The following is a 22,940-nucleotide window of genomic DNA, read 5'->3' as shown; positions in this document are numbered from 1 at the left end:
GTGTCGCATTATATTCATCATTATTGGCAGGTGTACTTTGAGTATGTGAATCTGATGAAAGACTTATCCTATCGCCACATACCCCTTGGATTAATCAGTAATTTTTATCAATACATCAGTCCTGAAGTGAGGGAACGTATGGAAGATAAGGCGTTTGGTGAAGAGCTGACAACGACTTGTCCAAAGCCGCAAGACATTCAGCCCTTTTTTGATCAGCATAAACAGCAGATCAAGCGTACCCCTTATCGTCCGAGTCATGGAAAGGTGCTTCTTCACTTTGAACACTTGCGTTTTACTGAACAAAATTACACGCGGTTTCATCCGAACCAAACAGTGGTGCTCGCGCGCTGGAAGAAGGCTGATTATTTCGGGTTACCGGTGATCAGCAAGCCGGAATTAGCCGGAGAGGTTAATAAAGAAGCCCATGTTGAATATATTGAAAAAGCAAATGCTCTATTGAAACCTTACGCCCAGCATCCTGTCTTTGGCAATGTCTTTTTTAGAGAAAAGCTTCGGAAGGACCTTGTGCAATTTATTGATGTGATTGACCAAATAGAAACGCTATTTGAGATGCAGCCCATCACAGCTGTTGTTGTTGGTACGACGGAGGATGCTTATAGCCGTGTGCTCGCCTTACAAACTGTGAAGCGCCATCTCACAAGTATTTGTCTTCAGCACGGTGCGCTCATGGGAGACGAAGCCTTTTTGCCGATTTTCACCACCTGCCACGGGGTGTTTGGAAAATATGAAAAGGACTGGTATGTAGATAAAGGCTGTCAGCCTGAGCAGGTGGAGATCACAGGACACCCGAGATTTGATTTGGTGCAGGAGCGAACACCGCTTCAACAGGAAATGGTCTTTCGTAAATTGAACTTCAACCCTGCTAAAAAGACTGTGCTTGTGGCAACACAGCCGTTTTCAGAAGCCTTTTACGGTGATGTTCTTAAAACGATTGCAAAACGGAAAGACATTCAGCTGATTATGAAGCCGCACCCGTGGGAAATCGCTCGAAATCGTTTAAATGACTATACAGCGATTGAGCGTGCGGGGAACCATGTGAGATTAATTAAAAAAGAGATCGACTTGTATGACCTCCTGCCGTATATGGATATGGTCATTACGCTCACATCAACAGTTGGTCTGGAAGCAATGCTCTTTAAAAAGAGTGTACTGATTGGAAAAATGATAGAAGGCAGAAGATACCCTTATTACGAGTCGCTTGGCAGCTGCCACATGGAAAACCCTATTGAGCTGGCCGAGAAAGCGATCCGTATTTTATCGGATGAACAAGAAATGAAGCTGTCGAAACAGCAAGGGGCTCGTTTCATTCAAGAACATTATCCGCATGCACAATCGACCGATGTTCTGCTTTCTCTGCTCAAAACAAAAACAGGCGTGGATTTTCAGAGATGAAGATAGGGGTGTGCAAGCGATATGGGACAAAAGAGAGCACAGTTTCTTCCTTATGCACTGCCTTTTATTGAACAGGAAGAAATTGATGAAGTCATTGGAACATTAAAGTCCGGCTGGTTGTCCACCGGACCAAAAGTGAGACAGTTTGAAGAAGAGTTTAGGCAGCTGACTGGAGCGAAGCACGCAATAGCAGTGAATTCATGTACAGCTGCTCTATTTTTAGCGTTAAAGGCGAGAGGCATTGGAGCTGGTGATGAGGTCATCACAACGCCTCTGACGTTCTGCGCAACAGCCAATACGATCATCCATACGGGGGCAGCCCCTATTTTCGTCGATATTGATCCGGCGACACTCAATCTAGATGCGAAAAAATTAGAAGCGGCCATTACACCACATACGAAAGCGGTTGTCCCTGTACATTTTGCTGGTCAATCGTGTGATATGGACCAAATTTTAGCGATTGCCAAGAAGTATGATTTGTTCGTGCTGGAGGATGCCGCTCATGCCCTTTATACGACCTATCACGATCAACCGATTGGATCAATTGGTGATGCGACCGCTTTTAGCTTCTATGCAACGAAAAACATAGCGACTGGTGAAGGCGGCATGCTGACGACAAATGATGATGCACTTGCGGCTAGAATCAGAAGGCTGGCGCTTCACGGGATGAGTAAGGGAGCGTGGAATCGTTATGGAGAAAAGGGAACATGGTATTACGAGGTCGAGGAACCGGGCTATAAAATGAACATGTTTGACGTGCAAGCATCGTTAGGGCTCGTTCAGCTAAGACGGTTGAAGGATATGCAGACACGTAGAGAACAGATTGCGAAGACATACAATCAGACATTTCAACATGAAGCTGGTCTCATCTTACCGCCTGTACATGATGAGGGAAGACATGCGTGGCATTTATATGTACTGCAAGTTGATCCAAAAGAAGCACTGATCACACGCGATGACATGATTGATCAGCTGCAAAAGGAATATAAAATCGGCACGAGTGTTCATTTTATTCCCGTTCACTTGCATCCATATTATCAAGAGACCTACAACCATTCACCAGAGGATTTCCCTGAGGCACTCACTTATTACAAACGAACGCTTTCGCTCCCGCTCTATCCAAGTATGACAGATGAAGATGTGCAGGATGTCATCACCGCAGTTGTGTCAATTTTAAAAGACAAGAAGGCCTCTTCATGAAAGTCGTTCATGCAATAGACGATCAGGTGCTGGCAGCTTGGCTGAAAACATATGGTCATGAAGCGGAACGCATGACAGGATTCAAGCAGTTTGCTCTTGTCAGCGGCGCTAAGCTCAAAGCAGTGCTGCTATACGAATGGTCCAAATGGGAGAGCGGTATTTTTGACAAGCATATTTTTCATGTGAAGTTTGTGGAAGCTGAATCAGCGCTGCTCTTTAAAGAATTGATGGAGAGATTCATCAATTGGATGAGAACAGAAAAATGTGATTTTTTCTTTTTACGTCTTGAGGCGGCTGATCTTGAAAAAAACCGCATTGTTCAAAAACTATCCCATGTGTATTATGTCGGTGGTCTCACTAGGCTTGAGGCACCGCCTGCTCTCATGGAGATGCCATTATCAGATCAAGATGTGGTGATGGGTGTGCCAGATGAAAAGGATTACGATGAGGCGGTCTTACTAGGTGATCAGGCTTTTGTGAAAAGCCGTTATGCCCTTGATCCATATTTAGACCAGCGTGTTGTTCAGCATTTTTATCAGGAGTGGATGAGAAACAACCTACTTGGACGCGCAGATATTAACCTCGTTGCCAAGGTAAATGATGAAGTGGTTGGCTTGATTCAAGGTATGACAAAGGGGCATGAGATGGGGCTTGAGCTTTTTGCGATTAGACCGGACGTTCAAGGAAAAGGGATCGGAAAAAAGCTGTTTATTGAGATGATGAAAGTGTCTCATCACAGAGGGCATCACTTCATTTCTGCGGGGACACAGCTTCATAATACGACAGCCATCCAGCTGTACGAAAAGATGGGGTTTAGGACAACAAATGCCTTTTTGTATTACCATGTGTGGCCGAAAAAAGGAGAGAGGTAAGATGGCGCATTTCTATATCGGAGATCGCAAAGTGGGAGATGATGCGCCTGTCTTTATCATTGCAGAGGCAGGCATTAATCATGATGGAAAGCTGGATCAGGCACTTGCTTTAATTGATGTGGCAAAAGAAGCAGGGGCTGACGCGGTGAAGTTTCAAATGTTTCAAGCGGATCGGATGTATCAAAAGGAACCGGGGTTATACGAAACGGCCAAAGGAGAAGAAGTGTCTATTTTTTCTTTAGTGGAACAAATGGAGCTGCCGCCTGAATGGCTGCCTATCTTATTGACACATTGTAAGGAAAAAGGACTGATGTTTTTAAGCACCGTGTGTGACGAAGAATCGGCTGATTTATTGAATCAAACGAATCCGCCTGCTTTTAAACTGGCATCCTATGAAATCAACCATTTGCCTCTTTTGCGTCATACGGCTTCTTTTCAAAAGCCGATCATTTTTTCAACAGCTGGGGCCACCATTGCAGATGTTCATGAAGCATACGAAACGATTACGAGCCAGCAAAATAAGCAAGTCGCCATCATGCATTGTGTGGCAAAGTATCCAGCGCCTAGAGCGTATACGAACCTGCGGGTGATTCAAACCTTAAGGTCCGCTTTCCCTGAAGCAGTCATTGGCTTCTCAGATCATAGCGAACACCCGACGGAAGCGCCAGTAGCCGCTGTGAAGCTCGGGGCAGCAATGATTGAAAAACATTTTACAATAGATAAAACATTACCCGGAGCGGATCATTCATTTGCTCTTAATCCTGAAGAATTAAAGGAAATGGTTCAGCACATTCGAGCAGCAGAAAAGCAGCGGAATCAAGCAGAAATAGACGTTCATTCATTACCAGAGGAGCTTCTTGGCAGTTCTTATAAAACGACAACAGCCATTGAAGGGCAGATTCGAGAATTTGCGTATCGAGGAATTTTTACGACAAAAGGCATTGCAAAGGGTGAGACCCTCACGTCAGAAAATGTAGCCGTGCTGCGCCCTGGACAAAAAAATCAGGGGTTGCATCCGCGATATATGTCGGTTCTACTTGGCACAATGGCTGTGAGAGACATCCCAGCTCATACAGGCGTTTCGTGGAAAGACGTACTGACGCAGGAGTCTCATGATGATGCATGATGTGCTTTTTGTCATTCAGGCTAGGATGGGGTCAACAAGACTGCCTAAAAAAGTGATGAAACCGATCGGCGGCATGGCGCTGATTGATTTGATTGTGGAGCGGGTGAAGCAATCAGATGATTACCATCACAAAATGCAAAACCTTATGATTGCCACAACGGTCGAGCCAGAGGATGACTATTTGGCTCAATATTGTATGTCAAAGGGCTATAAGGTGTTTCGAGGCAGTGAGGCAGATGTGCTTGAGCGGTTTGCGCAGATTGTCCGCCAATTTGAACCTAAAACGGTTGTACGTTTAACGGGAGACAATCCATTTATAGATCCTTCGCTTTTGTCGAAAATGCTTGAAAAACATAGACAGGAAAAGGCTGATTACACATATACGGACGGAACACCACTCGGTATTTCCGGGGAAATGATTGAAGCATCTATTTTATGTGAAATCGACAAATTTCCTCTCACTTATTCAGAACGTGAGCATGTCACGCTGTATATCAGAAAGCATCCCGAGCAATTTTCCCTTCAATTATTCACACCGCCCAAAGAACTTGCATATCCTGCTTATCGATTCACGATTGATACAGAAGAAGATTATGTGTTTGCTACCCGTTTACTAGAGAAAGCTGGTGGTTCTATTGCTGTGCCGACAGCTGAGCTCATTTCCATCTGTGAACAACATCCAGACATTGTTCGTTTGAATCAATCTGTGAGACAGAAGGATGCTGAATGAACAAAAAAATCATGATTGTTGTTTATGGGGGTTTTTTAAGAGGAATGGGTCATGTTGTCAGAATGAAACATTTGGCAAAAGAACTGCTTCAGGAAGGGAACGACTTATATTTCTATACAAATGAACAGATTTGTGTCGAAATGCTTTCGCACCCAGAGTGGCACGTTCACATGGTGTATGAGTCGAATGCGCTTCTCCAGGTCCAACAAGACATCAAAAAGCTAAAGCCTGACCTTTTAGTCATAGATGTCCTTGATTGTGATCTTCAGTTTCTTCAAATGATCAAAGACTCCTGCGATAGTGCGAGGCTGGTCTTATTTGAGGAAAAAAGAGAGGAAGCCTGTCAGCTTGCAGACACGGTCATAAACGGCATTTATGGCGGTCTGGACGGGAAGCACGAGCAGCTTAATGGCACGGCTTATTATCATGGAACGCCCTATTTATTGTTAGATCACGAGTTTAAACGATTCAAAGACACATATGAGGTTCGGAAAGAATGTAAAAAGGTGGTCATCAGTCTTGGCGGTAGTGATCCGTGCGGCCTGTTATCAAAGGCTGTATCGGCGCTTCTTCAAACAAATCACCTAGACATTTTAGCGGTCGCAGGAAAAGCCTCTCACATCAAAGAGCAAGTAGAGGCGGAACATATCCAATTCATTCAACATACAGATCAACTACCGGTTCTTTTATCAGAAGCTGATGTGGCTATCGTAGCAGGCGGTATGACGTTATATGAGGTAATTTGTATCGGGGTGCCCAGCATTGTCCTATCGCAAGTAGACCACCAAGCAGTGACAGCGAGCATGTTTGCGCAAAAGGGAGCTTGTTTTCACCTTGGATTAGGTGCCCTTGTGGAAGAAAAAGACCTGTTGCAAGCTGTTCAAAAACTGTCTGACAGCTATTTTCTCCGCAGAAGCATTCATCTTAATGGACGTTCACTCATTGATGGAAAAGGAATCGAACGAGTGAAAAACATTCTCATACACCTCATGAATTCACACCAAAAAGAACATAAGGATGTGTAGATGTGAAGGGAGTTATTTTAGCAGGAGGAAAGGGATCACGGCTGGCACCATTAACGAAGATTTTCAACAAACATTTGCTGCCGGTTGGTCCATATCCGATGATTTATTGGTCATTATTCAAACTGAAAGAAGCAGGAATTGTAGATGTGATGCTGATTTCACAGGAAGAACAAATTCCGTTGTTTCAAAAGTTATTGGAAGATGATCGTGAACTTGGGATGAACATTGTGTATCAAGTACAGCCAGAAGCGTCTGGTATTTCCGATGGTTTATCCTATGCAAAGTCCTTTGCTCAAGGGGAAAAATTTGTGCTGATGCTTGGTGATAATGTATTTGAAGATTCATTACGCCCTTTTGTCGACGCCTTTAGGCAACAAGAAAGCGGAGCCAAGGTTTTATTGAAAGAGGTGGCAGATCCAAAACGGTTTGGCATTGCAGAAATTGATCCTGCTCATCACCGAATTTTATCAATTGAAGAAAAGCCAGAGCATCCGACGTCATCTTACTGCGTCACGGGCATCTATTTTTATGATCAAGACGTCTTTCAATATATCGAGGAAATCTCGCCGTCAGATCGAGGTGAACTAGAGATTACTGATGTGAATAATCTCTACATCTCAAATAGCCAGCTGACCTATGATATGTTAAAAGGGTGGTGGATTGATGCAGGAACTCATGAATCTCTCCACGAAGCATCAACAAAAATGTTTGAAACGATGAAGGAAAAAGAGGGATACGAATGACGAAGTCTTATTTAATTACAGGTGGAGCAGGGTTTATTGGACTGAATTTTGTGAAGCTGCTGCTTCAAGAATCCGATGTCCGGCTGACCGTATTTGATAAATTAACATATGCCAGTCATCCAGAGGAGATGGAATATTTATCAAAGCTGCCTCATGTCCGTTTTGTCCAAGGAGATATCACGCTACAAGACGAACTAGATCAAGTATTTGATGAAGCCTATGATGCCATCATTCATTTCGCAGCAGAATCACATGTCGATCGCAGTATTGAGTCAGCAGAACCCTTTATCCAAACAAATGTCCTTGGTACCTATCGTATGCTTGAAGCGGTCTTAAAGGGAAAGGCGAATAAACTCATTCATATTTCCACAGATGAAGTATATGGAGATTTGGAGCCGGATGATCCTGCTTTCACAGAACAAACACCACTCTCACCGAATAATCCTTATTCAGCAAGCAAGGCAAGTTCAGACCTGCTTGTGAAATCTTATATCCACACCCACCAATTACCCGCAATGATCACAAGATGCAGCAACAACTACGGACCTTATCAGCATGAAGAAAAATTAATCCCAACCATTATTAGAAAAGCGGTCAATGGTGAAAAGATTCCGATTTACGGAGACGGCCAGCAGATCCGCGATTGGCTGTATGTAGAGGATCATGCGAGAGCCGTAAAACAAGTAGTAGAAAACGGAACAGCCGGTCAGGTGTACAATATTGGCGGCGGCAACGAGAAAACAAATCTTGATTTAACCAAAACCATTCTCACACATCTAGGCATCTCTCATGACCAAATCGCGTTTATTCAAGACCGGAAAGGGCATGACAGGCGGTATGCCATTGATGCCAGTAAGCTAAAAGAAGAGCTTGGCTGGGTGCAGGCAACTTCATTCGAAAAAGGTATCGAAAAAACGATCGATTGGTATCGTGCCAAATATGATCAAAGTGAAGAAGGGTGACCGATGAAAGTTTTAATCACCGGTGCAGGCGGCCAATTAGGGAAAGAATTGACGAAACAGCTGAAAGAAAAAGACATCACAGTCATTGCTTTAACAAGGAGTATGCTGAATATCACAGATCAACAGGCCGTCAGACATGCAATGAGACATTTCCGTCCGGATATTGTTGTCAGTGCGGCTGCTTATACGTCTGTGGATCAATGCGAAACAGAAACGGAAAAAGCCTATCTTGTGAATGGGATTGGCGCCTACTATACAGCGCTTGAAGCTAAGAACGTAGGGGCTGATGTATTACATGTCAGCACAGATTATGTGTTTGATGGGCAAGCGGATACCCCTTACCAAGTTGATGCACAAGCAGATCCGCAAACCATTTATGGAAAGAGTAAAAAACTTGGAGAAGAATTGATTCATCTTGTGTCAGATGAAGTGAAGATCATTCGGACATCGTGGCTTTATGGACATGAGGGACATAATTTTGTGAATACCATTCTTCGACTGGCTGAAACGAAGGATCATTTGCGCATCGTCAATGATCAGTTAGGGTCTCCTACTTATACAAAGGATGCCGCAGAAGCTTTGATTCACTTGTTTGACCAGAAAGCAGGTATTTATCATGTCAGTAACCGAGCAAGCTGTTCATGGTTTGACTTTGCGACAGAAATTGTGGCAGCAAGCGGTCTGTCTACGACAATTGAACCCATTTCCACTGAAGAGTATGGTTTCCAAACACCTCGGCCCGCCTACTCTGTTTTAGATCTGCAAGCGATTGAAGCGACAGGCTGGAAGCCAAGACATTGGAAGGATGCACTTCACGAATACTTGCAGAAAGAAGGGAGATTCGAGCAGCATGATTGATGGTGTACAAACGAAAAAACTCATGAAACATTGTGATGATCGCGGCTTTTTCGCAGAGCTTATTCGAGATGACGAACCGATGCTGAAGCGCTTTGGGCAGGCGTCGTGGTCGAAAAGCTTTCCGGGCGTGATCAAAGCCTTTCATTATCATGAAAAACAAGACGATGTTTGGTTTTTCCCAGCAGGTCATGCACAGGTCGTTTTATACGATTTGAGAGAGGATTCTCCGACAAATGGTCAAACCGATGTGTATTATATGGGAGAAGATAATCCGATGCTGCTCCTCATCCCAAAGGGAGTTGCCCATGGCTACCGCGTATTAGGAGAGACGCCGCTGCAGATTGTGTATTTTACAACAGAATCGTATGATCCAAAAAAACCAGATGAGAAGAGAATTGCGTGGAATGATGAGGCGATCGGATTTAATTGGGAAACGACATTTAAATAGAGAAGAGAGGCCTTTCGCAGGAGAAAGGTCTTTTTTTGTTGAAATACATTCTGTATGTGTCATTTTATGTATATTGATGAAAAGGGATGTGGATGAGTTTGTCTAAAAGAATTGCATTTGTAACAGGGGCAAGTACAGGCATTGGAAAGGCAATCGCAATAAAACTTGCCGCTCAGAGCGATATGAAGGTGATCATCAACTCTAGAAATAGGGCCTCACTTGAACAGACGAAACAGCACATTCAAGATATGACAGAAACAAAGGAACCGCTGTCTCTATTTTGTGGAGATATGTCGCTTGAAGCAGTGAGGTCGGAAGCCTTTGAAGAAATAGAAAAGGAGTTTGGCAGACTCGATGTGCTGATCAATAACATTCCAGGAGGAAAGCCAGATACATTTGATTCATGTGAAACTGACCAGATGCTGGATGCTTTCTCCCAAAAAGCCATCGCTTACGTCGATACAATGAAGCGTGCAGCCGCATTGATGAAAAGACATGAATATGGACGGATCATTCAAATTGTCGGGAACCTGTGGAAGGAACCTGGTGAACAAATGTTTACGAATAGTATGATGAATGCAGCGATTATTAATGCCAGTAAAAATGCAGCGACACAGCTTGCGTCGTCTAGTATTACGGTAAATTGTTTAAATCCAGGTTTTATTGCAACCGATCGGTATGAACAATTTATCGGCAATATGATGACGAAGCAGGCATTGTCACGAGAGCAGGCTGTACAAGCTGTCGCATCAGGTATCCCAATGCAAAGAGTGGGTTCAGCGAGTGAGATGGCGTCATTGGCAGCTTTTATGGCATCAGAGGAAGCTTCTTATATCACAGGTCAACAAATCTCAGTAGACGGTGGAACGATGAAAAGTATATAAACTGAAAAAAACCCGCTATTGGCGGGTTTTTTGATGAAATCGAATGGGGAGGATGGACAGGCGATCGATAAAGAGAGCAAGCTCCTCAATCGGGGCAACCATTGAAATGCGTACATGACGGCTTCCATTGGCTCCAAATACTCCTCCAGGCGTGACGACAACATCGGCATGTTCGAGTAAATAGTCAGCAAAGGCATGAGAATGTTCAAAGTCATCAGGAATCGGAGCCCATAAATAAAAGGCGCCGGGTGGACGTTCGATTGTCCAACCAAGCTTTCTCGCCGCTTGCCGGATGAAGAAATTGATTCGTTGAAGGTATATCGCCTTTAATGATTGAATATGACGGTCATCACTTTGCAAGGCAGCAGTCGCTGCATGTTGAAATCCGCCATACATACTGACAAACACGTGGTCTTGGAAGGTGTTGATGGCTTGGATGATCTCCTCATTTCCAACAGCAAAAGCGACTCTCCATCCTGCCATATTAAAAGTCTTTGATAGAGAATATAATTCCACTCCTACACTTTTCCCGAGAGGAGTATTCATGAAGCTCACGGGTGTTTGTTCATAATGAAATGAACCATAGGCGAAATCATGAATAACATACAGCTCGTGAGCGTCCGCAAAGGTAGCAGCCTCTTCAAAGAATGCCTCATTTGCAACAGCGCCCGTGGGGTTATTCGGATAATTCAAGAACAGTACTTTTGCTTTTTTGACTATGTCAGGATCAATTGAGGAGAGATCTGGTAAATAGCCATTTTTCTCTTCAAGTTTGATACTGTATGGCTTGGCGTCCGCCATCAAAATGCCTGAATGATATTCAGGGTATCCTGGATCGGGAACGAGTGCGATATCTCCTGGATCAAGCAGACACTGACTCATGACATACAGCCCCGTTTTTCCGCCAGTGAAAAGAGCAATTTCCTTCTGCGGATCAATCTCAGCACCGAATTCCGATCTATAAAAATCTGCAATAGCTTGTTTGAAAAAGTCAAAGCCTCTAAAAGGGGCATATTGTTGAAATGGCAAAACATCCGCTGACTCCTGTAGGGCACTCACGATATGGGGAGGAGTTGGTAGATCAGGGTTCCCCTGACCTAGATTCATGATGTTTGCTCCGTTTTTTGTCTTTTGAGCTATTTTTTCAAAAACGGTGCCGAATTTCTGTTCAGGCAGCCGTTCAATCATTTTAGATGCTAACATTTTCACCACAGCAGCCTCTCTTTCTATCCCTTCACTAATTCATCCATTAACTGAATCGTTGCCTGTTTCTGAATGTTGCGGATGGACGCGGCAACATCTTGTGAGGATGATCCTTTTAATTCAAGAGATACGATTCCATTAAAAGCTTCAAATAATTCAAGATCCACAATAGTCCCTTTGGCAGGGAATGATTGACTGACAATCGCAGTATCTCCAACGAATGCCTCCTCTGGAATAGACACATGATCAATGGTGATATGTGTGGCTTCAGGTGGGATAAGCCCACTCTCTTTAAAATGCTGAGGGTACAGGTGGCAGTCCGCTACATAAAATGTATGTCCAGAAAGCAGCTGTTTTGGCAGTACAGCCTTTTTACCATCAACTAATACATCAATCAATAGCTTGGCCATATCGACGCCAAAGACCTTTTTAATATTCGGAATCATATTCCAGCCAGCGAATCGAGCGGCTGATTCGATCAGTCCAGTTTCTCGATTTTTCATGAGTTTGATTTCTGTATGGGTTGCACAATGTTCAAGACCTAGCCCTTCATTTGCCTTCCTTGCTGCTTCAATGATGATTTGCTTGGCTTCATTGTCTAAGATCGTCGGAGTGATATGAGCCGTTTCTGTAAAGCCGATTTGAGGGGTTTTATCATGTATGACAAAAGGGAGATATTCGCCCTCTACGACCAGCCCTTCTACACTGACATAATCAGCATATCCTTCATCTTCATACCAATCTTCGTAAGCACCCTCTAAATATGTTTCAGCGACAAACGGTGCTTCATACGTGACAGCGTCTGGGACTGGTATGGTTTCCAAATACGATTGTACTTGTAAAAACAAGTCATCACTTCCGGCTTTGTCATGAAACAAGGTGACGCCAATAGAACTGGCTAAATATGTAGGCTTTAAAATGAGCGGTGTTCCGATAGACTCAATGGCTTTTTGGAAATCAGATAAAGTCGTGACAGGCTGAGTTTTCACCGCTTTGACGCCAGAGGCATTGAATGCAGCCCTCATTTGGCTTTTATCACGCGCCATTTCGGCTGCCTTGACACCGGCACCTCGTAGCCCAAGACGTTCAGCGGCCTTTGCCATCGGTGCAATGAATAATTCATTATTGGTCGTGATTGCATCTGCTTTGAAAAAGGAAGCTACTCGAATGAAGTCTTCCACAACTTCTTCTTCTGATTTTGGATAATCATCATGTGCCCAGTAAATAGAATCAGGGTGTTCAAAAGAAGGGTGTGTCTCAAAATAATCACGGTCTTTGATGACGGCAATGGAGTATTTTTCGATTAGCTCGGCATGTCCCTTTGTAATCGCAAAGGGTCTTGGGATATAAGAAACGATATGGTATGATGCCGCCACGCTTTCATAAAACATATGAGGCGGGCATCCTCCTAAGTCAGCAATGACAAGTACAGTTTTTTTACTCAATGAAAGCACTCCTTTTATCTAGCGGTGTAACCGCCATCTGCAGTGACGACACTTCCAGTCATATAGCTGGATAGGTCAGAGGCGAGAAACAGCATCACGCCAGCAATTTCTTCAGGTTTTCCAAGCCGTAGCATAGGATTCACCTTTGCTTTTTCCTTTTTGACGATCTCGAGACTTTCTGTGTGATTGTCTAAAAAGGACTTCTCGTTTAATGGTGTATCAATGATGCCAGGGGCAATACAATTCACCCTGATTTGATGAGCGGCATAGTCGATGGCCATTGATTTGGTGAGCTGAATGACACCGCCTTTTGTTGCGTTGTATGCAGGAATGTCAGGCCAACCCACAAGACCTCCGACAGATCCGGTATTGATAATACTTCCACTCTTCTTTTCAAGCATATGCGGCAATGTATGCTTACTCATGAGAAAGACGCCGGTCAGGTTGACCTGAAGAATACGATGCCAATCCTCCAGTGCCATCTCATGAATGGGTGAGACAATTTCGATGCCTGCATTGTTAATGAGGACATCAATGGCACCGAATCGGCTCAGCACGCTCTGAACGGTTTGGTGACAGTCAGACTCCTTCGTAATATCTGTTATAAAAAATGCAAGGTGCTCATGCGGTAATGACTCAATGAGTTGGTTGCCGCTGCTTTCATTGATGTCAGCGACAGCTACTTTTGCTCCATGCTCGAGGAAGAGCTTGACAGCAGCAAGCCCAATCCCCGACGCACCTCCTGTAATGAGGACAACTTTTCCGTCTAACTTCATTTCTTCACCTTAGATGCTTTTGGTTTTAAGCGATTATAGCGGGGAGGGAAGAAGAGATTAATAGACTTTGAAGCTTCTGGCTTTGGATTGATGGCCCCGTGATCTTCCCGTGGGTCACAGAAATAGGTGGTGCCAAATTCCATCTTTTCTGTAAAGCCTTCGATTGTCATATCATACCCTCCGCTGATGCAAATGCCGATTTGTTCATTTCTATGTTTATGAAAAGGCATTTCTCCACCGTTTCCAGGGATATTGGCAATCATCAGCTCCATCCAATCCTCCACAAAAAAAGTCACTTCCATGCCAGGGAGTAAATCCCGTGTTTTGAAAATGTCTAAGAAATAAGTGGGGGGAGCTGTATATTCTTCGTCATCCTTTAATCTCTTAATATCAATGGCGATCACTTCTTCATCTGTCAGATTTGAAGCGCCGTGAGGGACAAACGGTGGTGCGATATAGGCTGATTCTAATGGGGTGAGCAGTTGAGTCGATTGGCCGACAGTCATTTGAAGCTCGCCCTTTAACACAATACCGATTTGTGCTTCGGGATGTTCGTGAGGTTCAATGATCGTGCGGGGAGGGACGTATGAAATTAACACTTCCGTACCGCCTCTTACAGTGGAATATTGGATGACGCCATTATCCCATTCTAATTTTTTCGCTTGAGGAAAATATCGTTCTTGCGTCTTTTGTTCAGTTTGCATCTTATATCTCTCCTTTTCCGAATATGGACCAGCTCATGGGTATACTTTTAAACGTTCGAATGAAGATGAGGCCATATGTGGCTCTTGCCACCTCATTCGTTAAAGCAAAATCAAATTCGCCGTCCCTTACTTTCTGCGCGGCAGTACTTGTAGAATTAACAAGTTCAAATTCAGCATTTTGGTGAATGAAATATTGAATTAAATTGACAGGTGCAGGATGTGAGACAATTTTTAAATGGTGGAGCATTTGTTCATTGAATGGGAAATCAGGTCTGACAGCCAACCCATACATGGGTGTGTCACATCTGAAAATTTGTAAAAGCTGTAGATCTGGTCTCATGTAGAAGTGTTTGATGCCTTCATATGCGTGTGGAACGAGAGTAAATTGAAGTGGTTGAGAGAGAGTATGTTCAATGCAAGTTTCGAATGTGTCATAAAGGGATAGTTTCGTATGAGTGCCGAGTGTAGTGGTGGATTGAGAGATGAAATGTTTTGCTGCGTATTCACTGCTTGTCCCCTTAGGGCCTAGTGTGTTGACTGTAAACATCTTGGGTGAAGGGCTAGGCTCTTCTTTGAAATGAAACACATCATTCTTTAGGATCATGTTTACCATCCAATCTTTTTCAAATTTTTACTAGATTATAAAATTTAAAATTGGTAATTGTCAACAAATTTTATAAAAAATGTATTTTACGATGATATTAAAAATTGATCTAAAAAACTGCACATATCGAGATGTGCAGTGAAATGTGCTTACGTTTCAAGTGTAGTTGGTTGTTTTTTCTGTAAGGCACGTTCTCGTTTATAGCTGCCGAAGCTGATGATAAAACCAACAAGTGTGATTAATGCACAGACAAGACCTACCGTATGATATCCGAAATGGACATAAACGGGTCCCATCAGTGCGGAACCGAGCATAACAGCAAGGTTGGAGGCCAGGCTGTAAAAAGCCATCACTTTCCCGCGATGGGTTTGAGAGCAGTCGCTTAGAACGGTGCTTAGAAGCGTGACAGATAAGCTTTGCATAGCACCCCAAATAAATAGGGCGAAAATCAGCAACATCCACGAGAATGGCGCATAAGGAAGCAAGGCTAGAACAAGCGCAATTCCACCCAGCACGAAGACAAGGGAACGGGTTTTACCGAACCAGTCTGCTAATTTTCCAGTAAACATACTCATAGAAAAGCCGACGCCATAAGCCATAATAAGAAGTCCAGCTGTTGATTGTCCGCCATCAAACAGACTTTGCAAATAAGCACCTAAAAACGAGTACATGCCGTAAAATCCAAGCATATTGCAAAACGTCACAGTCAAATAGGCAGGCACACGATCAATTTTCAAAGCTCCCCATAAAGAGCCTGTTGTCTCTCTAGCTTGAGGTGCCTTCGGATCAGCTGCTCTGACTTGTTTTCTTGATTCAAGGATGACGAGCAGCAGGACAATGAGACTCATCATAGCGAAGATCCAAAACGTCCAGCGCCAGTTTAAACTCTGGCCGATAAAGGCGCCAATGGGCACACCAAGGACAAGAGAAAGAGACCAGCTCGATACAATGAGTCCCATCACTTTGCCGCGATATTCGTATGGAACCCGGTCGCCCACAAGAGCATAGGCTGTTGGCACAAATACACCAGTTGCCAGCCCTGAAATAGCACGGCCTGCAAAAAACACTGCCAAATTTGGGGCAGCAGCACACATCACTGTTCCAATTAAAAAGAAGGACAGCCCAATTATCAAACACAGCTCTCTTGAATATCGGTCCCCTAAAGGAACGAGTAGCGGAGCTCCAACCAGCACAGCTAACCCATAAATGCTGATGGAAAGAGCGAGAACATCAAGAGAGTGCTGAAAGGAGTTTGATAAATCAGGCAGCAGTGGTGAAATCACCAGTTCCTCCGATCCCGCCGCAAAAACGCCAAGTGTGAGTGCAATGGCAAGTGTGATGGGAAATGTTTTAGAAGCCTGGCTGTCTAAAGATTCTTTCATCAAGTGATCCCTCCATACTTGCTTTTTCATTCAATTCCGTTAAAATAAATTCTACCATTATTTAGTTTTATTTTACATTTCGTATCATAAGTATCATCATAAAATACTTTTCAAATGGAACGATTTTGGGATAGGAGCGTAACGAATGAAAATCACCGATGTGGATGTGCATATTTTAAACGAATTGAGAGAAGATGCCCGCTTATCAATGAGGGAATTGTCCAAACGAGTGAATTTATCGGCGCCTGCGGTAGCAGAAAGAGTGCGAAAACTAGAGGATGCAGGGATTATCGAAGGGTATTCTGTTCAAGTCAATTATAAAAAGCTGGGTCTGATGATAGACTGTTTACTGGAAGTCACCGTATTAAATGGGGAGTATCAGCGTTTTGTGACATTTATGAACCAGCATCCACGTGCGTTCTTTGCTTATCGAGTGGCAGGACAGTCCTGTTTTTTCATTAAGCTGTCTGTTTCTTCTCTTGAAGAAATTGAAGCCTTTATTCAAGATGTGTCTGGCTTTACAAAAACGGTCTCCCATATTGTCTTATCAGAGCATTCCTTTACCCATCCCATTCAGGAACGTGTGAAACAAATAGAAGAGCCAGAAATGACCGTGGTGAAATAGAAAAAGGACCTGCCCTCAGGTCCTTTTGATTCGTTTATCTGACTGATAGCTCATGATCGTAATGATCAATCCAATGAATGTTACACCTGCCGCAAAGAGTGGGACAAGCTGTAAATGTGTGATTTCGATAGCAAGACCGCCAAGCGCTGCACCGCCGGCATTTCCAATATTAAAGGCAGAATGACTGAGCGTTGATGCGAGTGTCGGGGCTTCATGTGCCATGTTCATCGTGCGGTATTGCAAGGTAGGAACGAGAATAAATGAAATAATTCCCCAAACAAAAATCGTCAGCACGGCAGGCACTTTAAAGGCAGATGTATATGTGAATAACAACAGAACAGCCATCAGCAAGATCAATGTGATGATAATACTCGGCATCAGCTTCCAGTCGGCAAGCTTTCCGCCGACTAAATTCCCAATGGTGACCCCAAGCCCAAAGAGGACAAGAATGAGGGTGACCCCGTTTTCCTGAAAGCCAGTCACTTGCAGCAGGATCGGGCTGATATACGTAAAGGCGGTAAACACACCCGCAAAACCGAATATCGTCATCGCAAAGGAGACGAGAACCTGCGGCTTTTTCAACACCGATATTTCATTTCGAATATCTAATACTTCTTCTTTCGATTGATTTGGTACTAAACTGATTATACCGATTAAGGAAATGAGACCAATGACGGCAATGACGAGAAATGACATGCGCCAGCCGAATTGATTTCCGATAAAGGTGCCAAATGGCACACCCAGTACATTGGCTACTGTCAGTCCTGTAAACATGAAGCTGATCGCACTTGCGCTTCGCTCCTTAGGAACAAGCCGTGCAGCCATAATGGCGCCGACACCAAAGAAGGTACCATGAGCAAATGACGTTAAAATACGTGCAACCATCAATAGATCATAAGAAGACGATACAGCTGCGACAGCATTTCCTGCTACGAAAAGAATCATTAATAGAATGAGGAGACGTTTTCTCGACATTTTTCCAGTTGATAACGTTAAAATAGGGCCGCCAACTGCGACACCGAGTGCATATCCGGTAATCAACTGACCTGAAGCAGAAATAGATACATGAAGATCATTTGCGACATTTGGCAAAAGTCCCATGATCACAAATTCAGTCATGCCAATCGAAAACGCACCGAGCGTTAACGCAAAAATAGCGATGGGGAAGTTTTTCATGATGAGATCACCTTTCTAAACAAATACATAAAAAGGCTTCGGAGAGATCCGAAGCCTTAAGAGTTTATCATACATGGAAATAAGACGCTAGCTGCTCGTTTGCTAATCGGTTTCCAACAAAGAAGGAACCAAATTCGCCGTAACGTGCACTCACTTCATCAAATCGCATTTCGTAAACCAATTTTTTAAATTGAAGCACATCATCAGAGAAAAGAGTGACGCCCCACTCATAATCATCAAAGCCAACAGAACCTGTAATGATCTGTTTTACTTTCCCAGCATAGCTTCTGCCAATTAAGCCGTGACTTCTCATAAGGGATTTGCGCTCATCCATTGAAAGCATGTACCAGTTGTCATTGCCAGAACGTCTTTTATCCATTGGATAGAAACAGACATATTGAGAAGTAGGAAGCTCTGGATAGAGGCGCGCACGTACATGCGGGTTCTCGTAAGGGTCTCCGCCATCTCCGCCTCCTGCTAAGTAGTTGCTGAGTTCAACAACTGACACATAAGAATAAGCTGGAATCGTAAACTCGGCTAGTCGTGTCTTGTTGAATTCAAGTTCAATTTCACCTAGTTCTTCCATGGTCGGACGTAAAATCATGAGCATAATATCTGCTTTTTGGCCGACAATACTATAGATTGTTTGGCTTCCAGCCTGATGGTGCTCAGCTGTTTTCCATTTTTCTAATAGACCTGTGAACTCATGAATGATAGCTTGACGCTCATCGCTTGTCAGCAGCTTCCAAGCTGTCCAGTCAATCGTTCTAAAATCATGCAGTGCATACCAGCCATCTAGTGTTTGAGCTGCTTCATTTGTTGTATGTTGTTCGCTCATTTCTTTCACTCCTATTAACAGTTTTCCATCTGTTCCAACTATAACATAGTTTGTCCAAATGAAGATGTGATCAAAACTTGAACGACGAAAACGCTTTTCTAGAAATTGATTTAATTAGTTTGAAAAATAAGAATTTAAATTGTAAGCGCTATAATGTAAGTTGGTAGTTTGAATTTATGTAGAAGAAGAGTATGCTTAAAAGAGAACGCTTTTTTTGTAAAATCAAGGAGGGTATTGAAGTGGCAGATATTTTTTCAACAGTTCAGGAAAAGGTTGCAGGTAAAGGAGTTAAGATCGTTTTTCCTGAGGGAATGGACGAACGCATTCTAACAGCCGTTCAAAAACTAGCAGATGGCAAAGTATTGCAGCCAATTGTTGTAGGTAAGAAAGAAGAAGTAGAAGCAAAAGCAAAAGAATTAGGTCTTACACTTGATGGTGTTGACGTGTATGATCCTCATACATATGAAGGTTTTGACGATCTTGTACAAGCTTTCGTCGAAAGACGTAAAGGCAAAGCGACAGAAGAGCAAGCGAGAAAAGCATTACTGGATGAAAACTACTTCGGTACAATGCTTGTGTATAAAGGTCTTGCAGACGGCCTTGTAAGCGGAGCAGCACACTCAACTGCTGACACAGTGCGCCCAGCACTTCAAATCATTAAAACAAAAGAAGGCGTAAAGAAAACTTCTGGTGTCTTCATTATGGCTCGCGGCGAAGAGCAATATGTGTTTGCTGATTGTGCGATCAACATTGCACCAGACAGCCAAGATCTTGCTGAAATTGCGATCGAAAGTGCAAACACAGCAAAAATGTTTGACATCGAACCACGTGTAGCAATGCTTAGCTTCTCTACAAAAGGTTCAGCAAAATCAGACGAAACAGACAAAGTATCTGAAGCGGTTCGCATTGCAAAAGAAAAAGCACCTGAGCTTGTTCTTGATGGAGAGTTCCAATTCGATGCAGCTTTCGTTCCTTCAGTGGCAGCGAAAAAAGCACCAGATTCCGTCATCAAAGGCGATGCTAGCGTATTTGTTTTCCCTAGCCTTGAAGCAGGAAACATTGGCTACAAAATTGCCCAGCGCTTAGGTAACTTTGAAGCTGTAGGTCCAATCCTGCAAGGTCTAAATCAGCCAGTAAACGATCTTTCAAGAGGCTGTAATGCCGAAGACGTTTACAATCTTGCGCTGATTACAGCAGCTCAAGCACTATAAAATAGCATCTCGACTAGAGCAGTCAGTACGATAGATTCGTGCTGGCTGTTTTTTTATTTTGTCCAAATGTGTACAATAAAGAGTGAAAAGAAAACACGAATCGTAGATAAAGCCGATAGGATAGGCAGGTGCTATAATGGAGGATTTAATATATAAACTTCAGCATAAGGTCGCATTTTTAACCGATGCGCAGAGGAGAATTGCAGATTATATCGTACAAAATCCAATGGAAGTCGCTTTTTTAACTGTCGATAAATTGGCGTCAAAAGTCGGGACGAGTACAGCAACGATCATGCGATTCTCTGCTGCGATGGGGTATTCCGGTTTTTCTGAATTCCAAAAAGAGCTTCAATCAGCTATGAAACATAAAGCCGACCCTCAAACGAGACTTGAAGCGAATCTCAAGCATTCAAATAAGAATAAGCTCCTGCATGACCATGTAGAACTGCAATTTCAAAATATCCAGTATGCACTAGACAATATCACGGAAGAAACCTTTCAGCAGATTGTTGGGAAAATAGCCAGCGCACGCCACGTTTTGTGTACAAGTGTTCGAAGTGGAAGACCTGTTGGTGAGTATCTGTCACTCGGAATCAATCGGTTATTGGGGAATTGCCAATACATTGATGCAGACAAAAGCGACTGGGTGGATGATTTGGTTCATTTCAACTCTAGTGATTTCATTATAGCGGTCAGCTATCCGCGTTATGCAAAACGCATGAAGGACTTGCTCGAAGTAGCGAAGTCTTATGGGGTGGATGTGCTTTTAATCACAGACAGCTACAGCTCTCCATTAACCAAATATGCACAATATGTATTACCATGTTCCTCAGCAAGTGTAGGCTCTCATAACTCTGTCGTATCTGCTATCTTTATCGTCGATTACATTTTAAGTGCCTTAGCGATGAATGATCCTGAAAGAACAAAACCACGTTTAGATCAAATCAATCATATGTTAACGAAAATGAGTTACCACACAACACATTAGTCGTGTGGAACTCATTTTTTTATTTTTGAAAGCGCTTTACTAATTGAAAATGAGGTGGTATGATCATATCACAAAAGTAATAAATATTACTTTAATAAAAATAAGTGTAATGAATATAACTCAAAGGGGATGATGGAAACAATGAGTACTGTTCATTTCGTGTCAAATGATCTTATCGCTAGGGCAAAAAAGCTTAACTCGACCTTGCTGTCAGACGTAATGGGATGCACCGGCGCGATGGATCATCAAATCAAACCAGTTGCGAAAGGCATGAATGTAGTCGGCACAGCTTTTACTGTTAGCTTACGGCCAGGGGATAATTTATTTCTTCATCAAGCGATCTACTCTGCTAAAGAAGGAGATGTATTGATTGTTGATGGGAAAGACCATAAGGGTCATGCCTATTTAGGGGAATTGATGGCACATTCAGCAAAGGCTGTAGGAATAGAAGGAATCGTGATTGACGGGCTTGTTCGCGACAAACTCTCTTTAGAGGAGCTGGCTTTTCCAATCTACAGCAAGGGATTTATGCCAAACGGACCTTTTAAAGATGGTCCTGGGGAATTGAATCAAACCATCTCGTGCGGCGGTGTCAAAGTAGCCCCAGGTGATCTAGTGATTGCTGACGATGATGGAGTCGTCATCGTTCCAAAGGAAAAGGCGGAACACCTGCTGACACTAGCGGAAGAGAAACAAGCGTATGAACATCAGAGATTAAAAACGATTCAACAGTATGTGGACGAAGGAAAACAAGATATCAGTCTCTTAGCACCGGCATGGCTGGAAGGCAGAATGAAAAAATTTCAAGGATAGGGGAATCTGTGATGAGGATAGGCTTTATCGGATATGGAGAAGCAGCATATGAGCTGTCAACGGGATTGAAAACAGAAGGATTAAATCAATTTTATGCGTATGATGTCCTATTAAAAAATGAGAAATTAGCTGGCTCATTGAAAGAAAAAGCATCGCAAACAGGCGTTCAATTAACGAGCAGTATTAGCGAAGTCATTGAGAAATCTGATCTTGTGATTGCAGCTGTGCCAGCGAATAAAACCTTAGAAGTGGCACAATCCGTATCGGGAAGTTTGAAAAAGAATCAATTATATGTCGATGCATCGGCATCAACACCAGACATCAAAAAACAAGTAGCAAACGAAATTGAAAAGCAAGAAGCTCTATTTGTAGATGCCGCCATGCTAGGGCCTCTTCCAATCAACAAACACAAGGTTCCGATCACGGCAAGCGGCAGTGGAGTTGACCAATTCATGAAAGTGATGAATGCTTATGGCATGAATATCACAAAAATTAGTGACCAGCCAGGAGATGCTTCGGCACTAAAGCTAATCAGAAGCATTTATATGAAGGGGATTGTCGGTCTCTTGATTGAATTTTTGGAAATTTCCAAAAAATATAATGTGGAACATCAAGTGATTTCTTCACTAAGCGATACAATCGATAGCAAAAGTTTTGAAGAGACCATGAACCGTCTTGTGACAGGGAGTGCATTGCATGCAAAAAGACGGGCGATTGAGCTGCTTGGCTCTATTGAAATGCTAGATGAAGCAGAGATTGATGCCAGCATGTCTCGGGCAGCACAACAGAAGCTTGAGAGATTAGCAGACTTTCACTTTGCTGAACGATTTGACGGGGTAAAACCTGCTAGCTGGGAAGAAGTCATTGACGTGATGCAGCAAGGGGAATAAATTGTAAGCGTTTTATTTAATAAA

24 protein-coding genes are annotated in these 22,940 nt (G+C 43.2%); 16 read left to right on the top strand and 8 right to left on the bottom strand.

The genetic code is table 11. The features are described 5' to 3' along the window. The 11 genes from FXF70_RS03325 (at nt 1) to FXF70_RS03275 (ending at nt 10,261) form a co-directional block, all read left to right on the top strand. Nucleotides 1–1,413: a capsular polysaccharide export protein, LipB/KpsS family gene (locus tag FXF70_RS03325; RefSeq protein ID WP_148779828.1), complete on the top strand. Its 1,413-nt coding sequence runs from the start codon at nt 1–3 to the stop codon at nt 1,411–1,413. Nucleotides 1,414–1,434: 21 nt separating this feature from the next. Continuing rightward, nucleotides 1,435–2,613: a DegT/DnrJ/EryC1/StrS family aminotransferase gene (locus FXF70_RS03320; protein WP_148779827.1), complete on the top strand. Its 1,179-nt coding sequence runs from the start codon at nt 1,435–1,437 to the stop codon at nt 2,611–2,613. After that, nucleotides 2,610–3,485 carry a GNAT family N-acetyltransferase gene (locus FXF70_RS03315; RefSeq protein ID WP_148779826.1) on the top strand — a complete coding sequence of 292 codons (876 nt, stop codon included), beginning with the start codon at nt 2,610–2,612 and terminating at the stop codon, nt 3,483–3,485. Before FXF70_RS03320 ends, FXF70_RS03315 begins: the two co-directional genes overlap by 4 nt. A 1-nt stretch (nt 3,486) precedes the next feature. Continuing rightward, on the top strand, nt 3,487–4,611 hold the full coding sequence (locus FXF70_RS03310; protein WP_148779825.1) for an N-acetylneuraminate synthase family protein: 1,125 nt from the start codon (nt 3,487–3,489) through the stop codon (nt 4,609–4,611). Continuing rightward, on the top strand, nt 4,601–5,341 hold the full coding sequence (locus FXF70_RS03305) for a cytidylyltransferase domain-containing protein (RefSeq protein WP_108611083.1): 741 nt from the start codon (nt 4,601–4,603) through the stop codon (nt 5,339–5,341). The genes FXF70_RS03310 and FXF70_RS03305 overlap by 11 nt, the downstream gene beginning before the upstream one ends. Continuing rightward, on the top strand, nt 5,338–6,366 hold the full coding sequence (locus tag FXF70_RS03300) for a glycosyltransferase (RefSeq protein WP_148779824.1): 1,029 nt from the start codon (nt 5,338–5,340) through the stop codon (nt 6,364–6,366). The genes FXF70_RS03305 and FXF70_RS03300 overlap by 4 nt, the downstream gene beginning before the upstream one ends. Nucleotides 6,367–6,368: 2 nt before the next feature. After that, nucleotides 6,369–7,109 carry a sugar phosphate nucleotidyltransferase gene (locus tag FXF70_RS03295; protein WP_017360113.1) on the top strand — a complete coding sequence of 247 codons (741 nt, stop codon included), beginning with the start codon at nt 6,369–6,371 and terminating at the stop codon, nt 7,107–7,109. Continuing rightward, a complete protein-coding gene (gene rfbB, locus FXF70_RS03290) occupies nt 7,106–8,071 on the top strand; it encodes a dTDP-glucose 4,6-dehydratase (RefSeq protein ID WP_098680519.1) in 966 nt (321 codons plus the stop codon). The genes FXF70_RS03295 and rfbB overlap by 4 nt, the downstream gene beginning before the upstream one ends. 3 nt (nt 8,072–8,074) lie before the next feature. After that, nucleotides 8,075–8,929: a dTDP-4-dehydrorhamnose reductase gene (gene rfbD, locus FXF70_RS03285; protein ID WP_039165197.1), complete on the top strand. Its 855-nt coding sequence runs from the start codon at nt 8,075–8,077 to the stop codon at nt 8,927–8,929. Continuing rightward, nucleotides 8,922–9,377: a dTDP-4-dehydrorhamnose 3,5-epimerase family protein gene (locus FXF70_RS03280; RefSeq protein WP_148779823.1), complete on the top strand. Its 456-nt coding sequence runs from the start codon at nt 8,922–8,924 to the stop codon at nt 9,375–9,377. Before rfbD ends, FXF70_RS03280 begins: the two co-directional genes overlap by 8 nt. Nucleotides 9,378–9,469: 92 nt before the next feature. Continuing rightward, nucleotides 9,470–10,261 carry an SDR family oxidoreductase gene (locus FXF70_RS03275; RefSeq protein ID WP_316246465.1) on the top strand — a complete coding sequence of 264 codons (792 nt, stop codon included), beginning with the start codon at nt 9,470–9,472 and terminating at the stop codon, nt 10,259–10,261. Between the two features lie 15 nt (nt 10,262–10,276). Here FXF70_RS03275 and FXF70_RS03270 read toward each other — a convergent pair whose 3' ends face one another. The 6 genes from FXF70_RS03270 to FXF70_RS03245 form a co-directional block, all read right to left on the bottom strand. Beyond that, nucleotides 10,277–11,470, bottom strand: a complete 1,194-nt coding sequence (locus FXF70_RS03270; RefSeq protein ID WP_187424752.1) for an aminotransferase class I/II-fold pyridoxal phosphate-dependent enzyme — start codon at nt 11,468–11,470, stop codon at nt 10,277–10,279. A 17-nt stretch (nt 11,471–11,487) separates the two neighbouring features. Further along, complete coding sequence (gene bacD, locus FXF70_RS03265) at nt 11,488–12,909, bottom strand: alanine--anticapsin ligase (RefSeq protein ID WP_008343609.1); 1,422 nt, start codon at nt 12,907–12,909, stop codon at nt 11,488–11,490. Nucleotides 12,910–12,923: 14 nt separating this feature from the next. Further along, complete coding sequence (locus FXF70_RS03260) at nt 12,924–13,685, bottom strand: SDR family NAD(P)-dependent oxidoreductase (protein ID WP_007497757.1); 762 nt, start codon at nt 13,683–13,685, stop codon at nt 12,924–12,926. Beyond that, nucleotides 13,682–14,389 carry a 3-((4R)-4-hydroxycyclohexa-1,5-dien-1-yl)-2-oxopropanoate isomerase gene (bacB, locus tag FXF70_RS03255; RefSeq protein ID WP_017368257.1) on the bottom strand — a complete coding sequence of 236 codons (708 nt, stop codon included), beginning with the start codon at nt 14,387–14,389 and terminating at the stop codon, nt 13,682–13,684. The genes FXF70_RS03260 and bacB overlap by 4 nt, the downstream gene beginning before the upstream one ends. 1 nt (nt 14,390) lies before the next feature. Further along, a complete protein-coding gene (locus FXF70_RS03250; protein ID WP_065461268.1) occupies nt 14,391–14,993 on the bottom strand; it encodes a bacilysin biosynthesis protein BacA in 603 nt (200 codons plus the stop codon). A gap of 149 nt (nt 14,994–15,142) precedes the next feature. Continuing rightward, complete coding sequence (locus FXF70_RS03245) at nt 15,143–16,375, bottom strand: MFS transporter (RefSeq protein ID WP_039963017.1); 1,233 nt, start codon at nt 16,373–16,375, stop codon at nt 15,143–15,145. A 145-nt stretch (nt 16,376–16,520) separates the two neighbouring features. On the opposite strand from FXF70_RS03245, the gene FXF70_RS03240 reads away from it, so the two are divergent. Next, a complete protein-coding gene (locus FXF70_RS03240) occupies nt 16,521–17,000 on the top strand; it encodes an Lrp/AsnC family transcriptional regulator (RefSeq protein WP_008343601.1) in 480 nt (159 codons plus the stop codon). Nucleotides 17,001–17,015: 15 nt separating this feature from the next. Here FXF70_RS03240 and FXF70_RS03235 read toward each other — a convergent pair whose 3' ends face one another. Then, complete coding sequence (locus FXF70_RS03235) at nt 17,016–18,176, bottom strand: MFS transporter (RefSeq protein WP_048002987.1); 1,161 nt, start codon at nt 18,174–18,176, stop codon at nt 17,016–17,018. Between the two features lie 67 nt (nt 18,177–18,243). Continuing rightward, nucleotides 18,244–19,014: a hydrogen peroxide-dependent heme synthase gene (gene hemQ / locus FXF70_RS03230; RefSeq protein ID WP_148779820.1), complete on the bottom strand. Its 771-nt coding sequence runs from the start codon at nt 19,012–19,014 to the stop codon at nt 18,244–18,246. A 239-nt stretch (nt 19,015–19,253) separates the two neighbouring features. Here hemQ and pta point away from each other — a divergent pair, with 239 nt between their 5' ends. The 4 genes from pta (at nt 19,254) to FXF70_RS03210 (ending at nt 22,916) form a co-directional block, all read left to right on the top strand. Then, nucleotides 19,254–20,225: a phosphate acetyltransferase gene (gene pta / locus FXF70_RS03225; protein WP_017360101.1), complete on the top strand. Its 972-nt coding sequence runs from the start codon at nt 19,254–19,256 to the stop codon at nt 20,223–20,225. A 136-nt stretch (nt 20,226–20,361) separates the two neighbouring features. Continuing rightward, nucleotides 20,362–21,213: a MurR/RpiR family transcriptional regulator gene (locus tag FXF70_RS03220; RefSeq protein ID WP_148779819.1), complete on the top strand. Its 852-nt coding sequence runs from the start codon at nt 20,362–20,364 to the stop codon at nt 21,211–21,213. Nucleotides 21,214–21,354: 141 nt separating this feature from the next. Further along, complete coding sequence (locus FXF70_RS03215; protein WP_079919313.1) at nt 21,355–22,026, top strand: RraA family protein; 672 nt, start codon at nt 21,355–21,357, stop codon at nt 22,024–22,026. An 11-nt stretch (nt 22,027–22,037) separates the two neighbouring features. Further along, complete coding sequence (locus FXF70_RS03210; protein WP_148779818.1) at nt 22,038–22,916, top strand: DUF1932 domain-containing protein; 879 nt, start codon at nt 22,038–22,040, stop codon at nt 22,914–22,916. Nucleotides 22,917–22,940 lie beyond the last annotated feature (24 nt).

The organism is Bacillus sp. Y3 (assembly GCF_008123875.1).
Classification (GTDB): Bacteria; Bacillota; Bacilli; order Bacillales; family Bacillaceae; genus Bacillus; species Bacillus altitudinis.
Note: the sequence above shows the minus strand (reverse complement) of the source record. Positions and strands in the feature narration are given on the sequence as shown.

Coding starts and splice junctions, on each gene's coding strand:
- FXF70_RS03310 (WP_148779825.1), top strand. CDS start 3,487: ATGGCGCATTTCTATATCGGAGATCGCAAAGTGGGAGATGATGCGCCT.
- FXF70_RS03210 (WP_148779818.1), top strand. CDS start 22,038: ATGAGGATAGGCTTTATCGGATATGGAGAAGCAGCATATGAGCTGTCA.
- FXF70_RS03235 (WP_048002987.1), bottom strand. CDS start 18,176: ATGAAAAACTTCCCCATCGCTATTTTTGCGTTAACGCTCGGTGCGTTT.
- FXF70_RS03215 (WP_079919313.1), top strand. CDS start 21,355: ATGAGTACTGTTCATTTCGTGTCAAATGATCTTATCGCTAGGGCAAAA.
- FXF70_RS03280 (WP_148779823.1), top strand. CDS start 8,922: ATGATTGATGGTGTACAAACGAAAAAACTCATGAAACATTGTGATGAT.
- FXF70_RS03275 (WP_316246465.1), top strand. CDS start 9,470: ATGAGTTTGTCTAAAAGAATTGCATTTGTAACAGGGGCAAGTACAGGC.
- FXF70_RS03315 (WP_148779826.1), top strand. CDS start 2,610: ATGAAAGTCGTTCATGCAATAGACGATCAGGTGCTGGCAGCTTGGCTG.
- rfbD (WP_039165197.1), top strand. CDS start 8,075: ATGAAAGTTTTAATCACCGGTGCAGGCGGCCAATTAGGGAAAGAATTG.
- FXF70_RS03250 (WP_065461268.1), bottom strand. CDS start 14,993: ATGATCCTAAAGAATGATGTGTTTCATTTCAAAGAAGAGCCTAGCCCT.
- FXF70_RS03260 (WP_007497757.1), bottom strand. CDS start 13,685: ATGAAGTTAGACGGAAAAGTTGTCCTCATTACAGGAGGTGCGTCGGGG.
- FXF70_RS03220 (WP_148779819.1), top strand. CDS start 20,362: ATGGAGGATTTAATATATAAACTTCAGCATAAGGTCGCATTTTTAACC.
- rfbB (WP_098680519.1), top strand. CDS start 7,106: ATGACGAAGTCTTATTTAATTACAGGTGGAGCAGGGTTTATTGGACTG.
- FXF70_RS03305 (WP_108611083.1), top strand. CDS start 4,601: ATGATGCATGATGTGCTTTTTGTCATTCAGGCTAGGATGGGGTCAACA.
- FXF70_RS03245 (WP_039963017.1), bottom strand. CDS start 16,375: ATGAAAGAATCTTTAGACAGCCAGGCTTCTAAAACATTTCCCATCACA.
- bacB (WP_017368257.1), bottom strand. CDS start 14,389: ATGCAAACTGAACAAAAGACGCAAGAACGATATTTTCCTCAAGCGAAA.
- FXF70_RS03240 (WP_008343601.1), top strand. CDS start 16,521: ATGAAAATCACCGATGTGGATGTGCATATTTTAAACGAATTGAGAGAA.
- FXF70_RS03320 (WP_148779827.1), top strand. CDS start 1,435: ATGGGACAAAAGAGAGCACAGTTTCTTCCTTATGCACTGCCTTTTATT.
- FXF70_RS03300 (WP_148779824.1), top strand. CDS start 5,338: ATGAACAAAAAAATCATGATTGTTGTTTATGGGGGTTTTTTAAGAGGA.
- hemQ (WP_148779820.1), bottom strand. CDS start 19,014: ATGAGCGAACAACATACAACAAATGAAGCAGCTCAAACACTAGATGGC.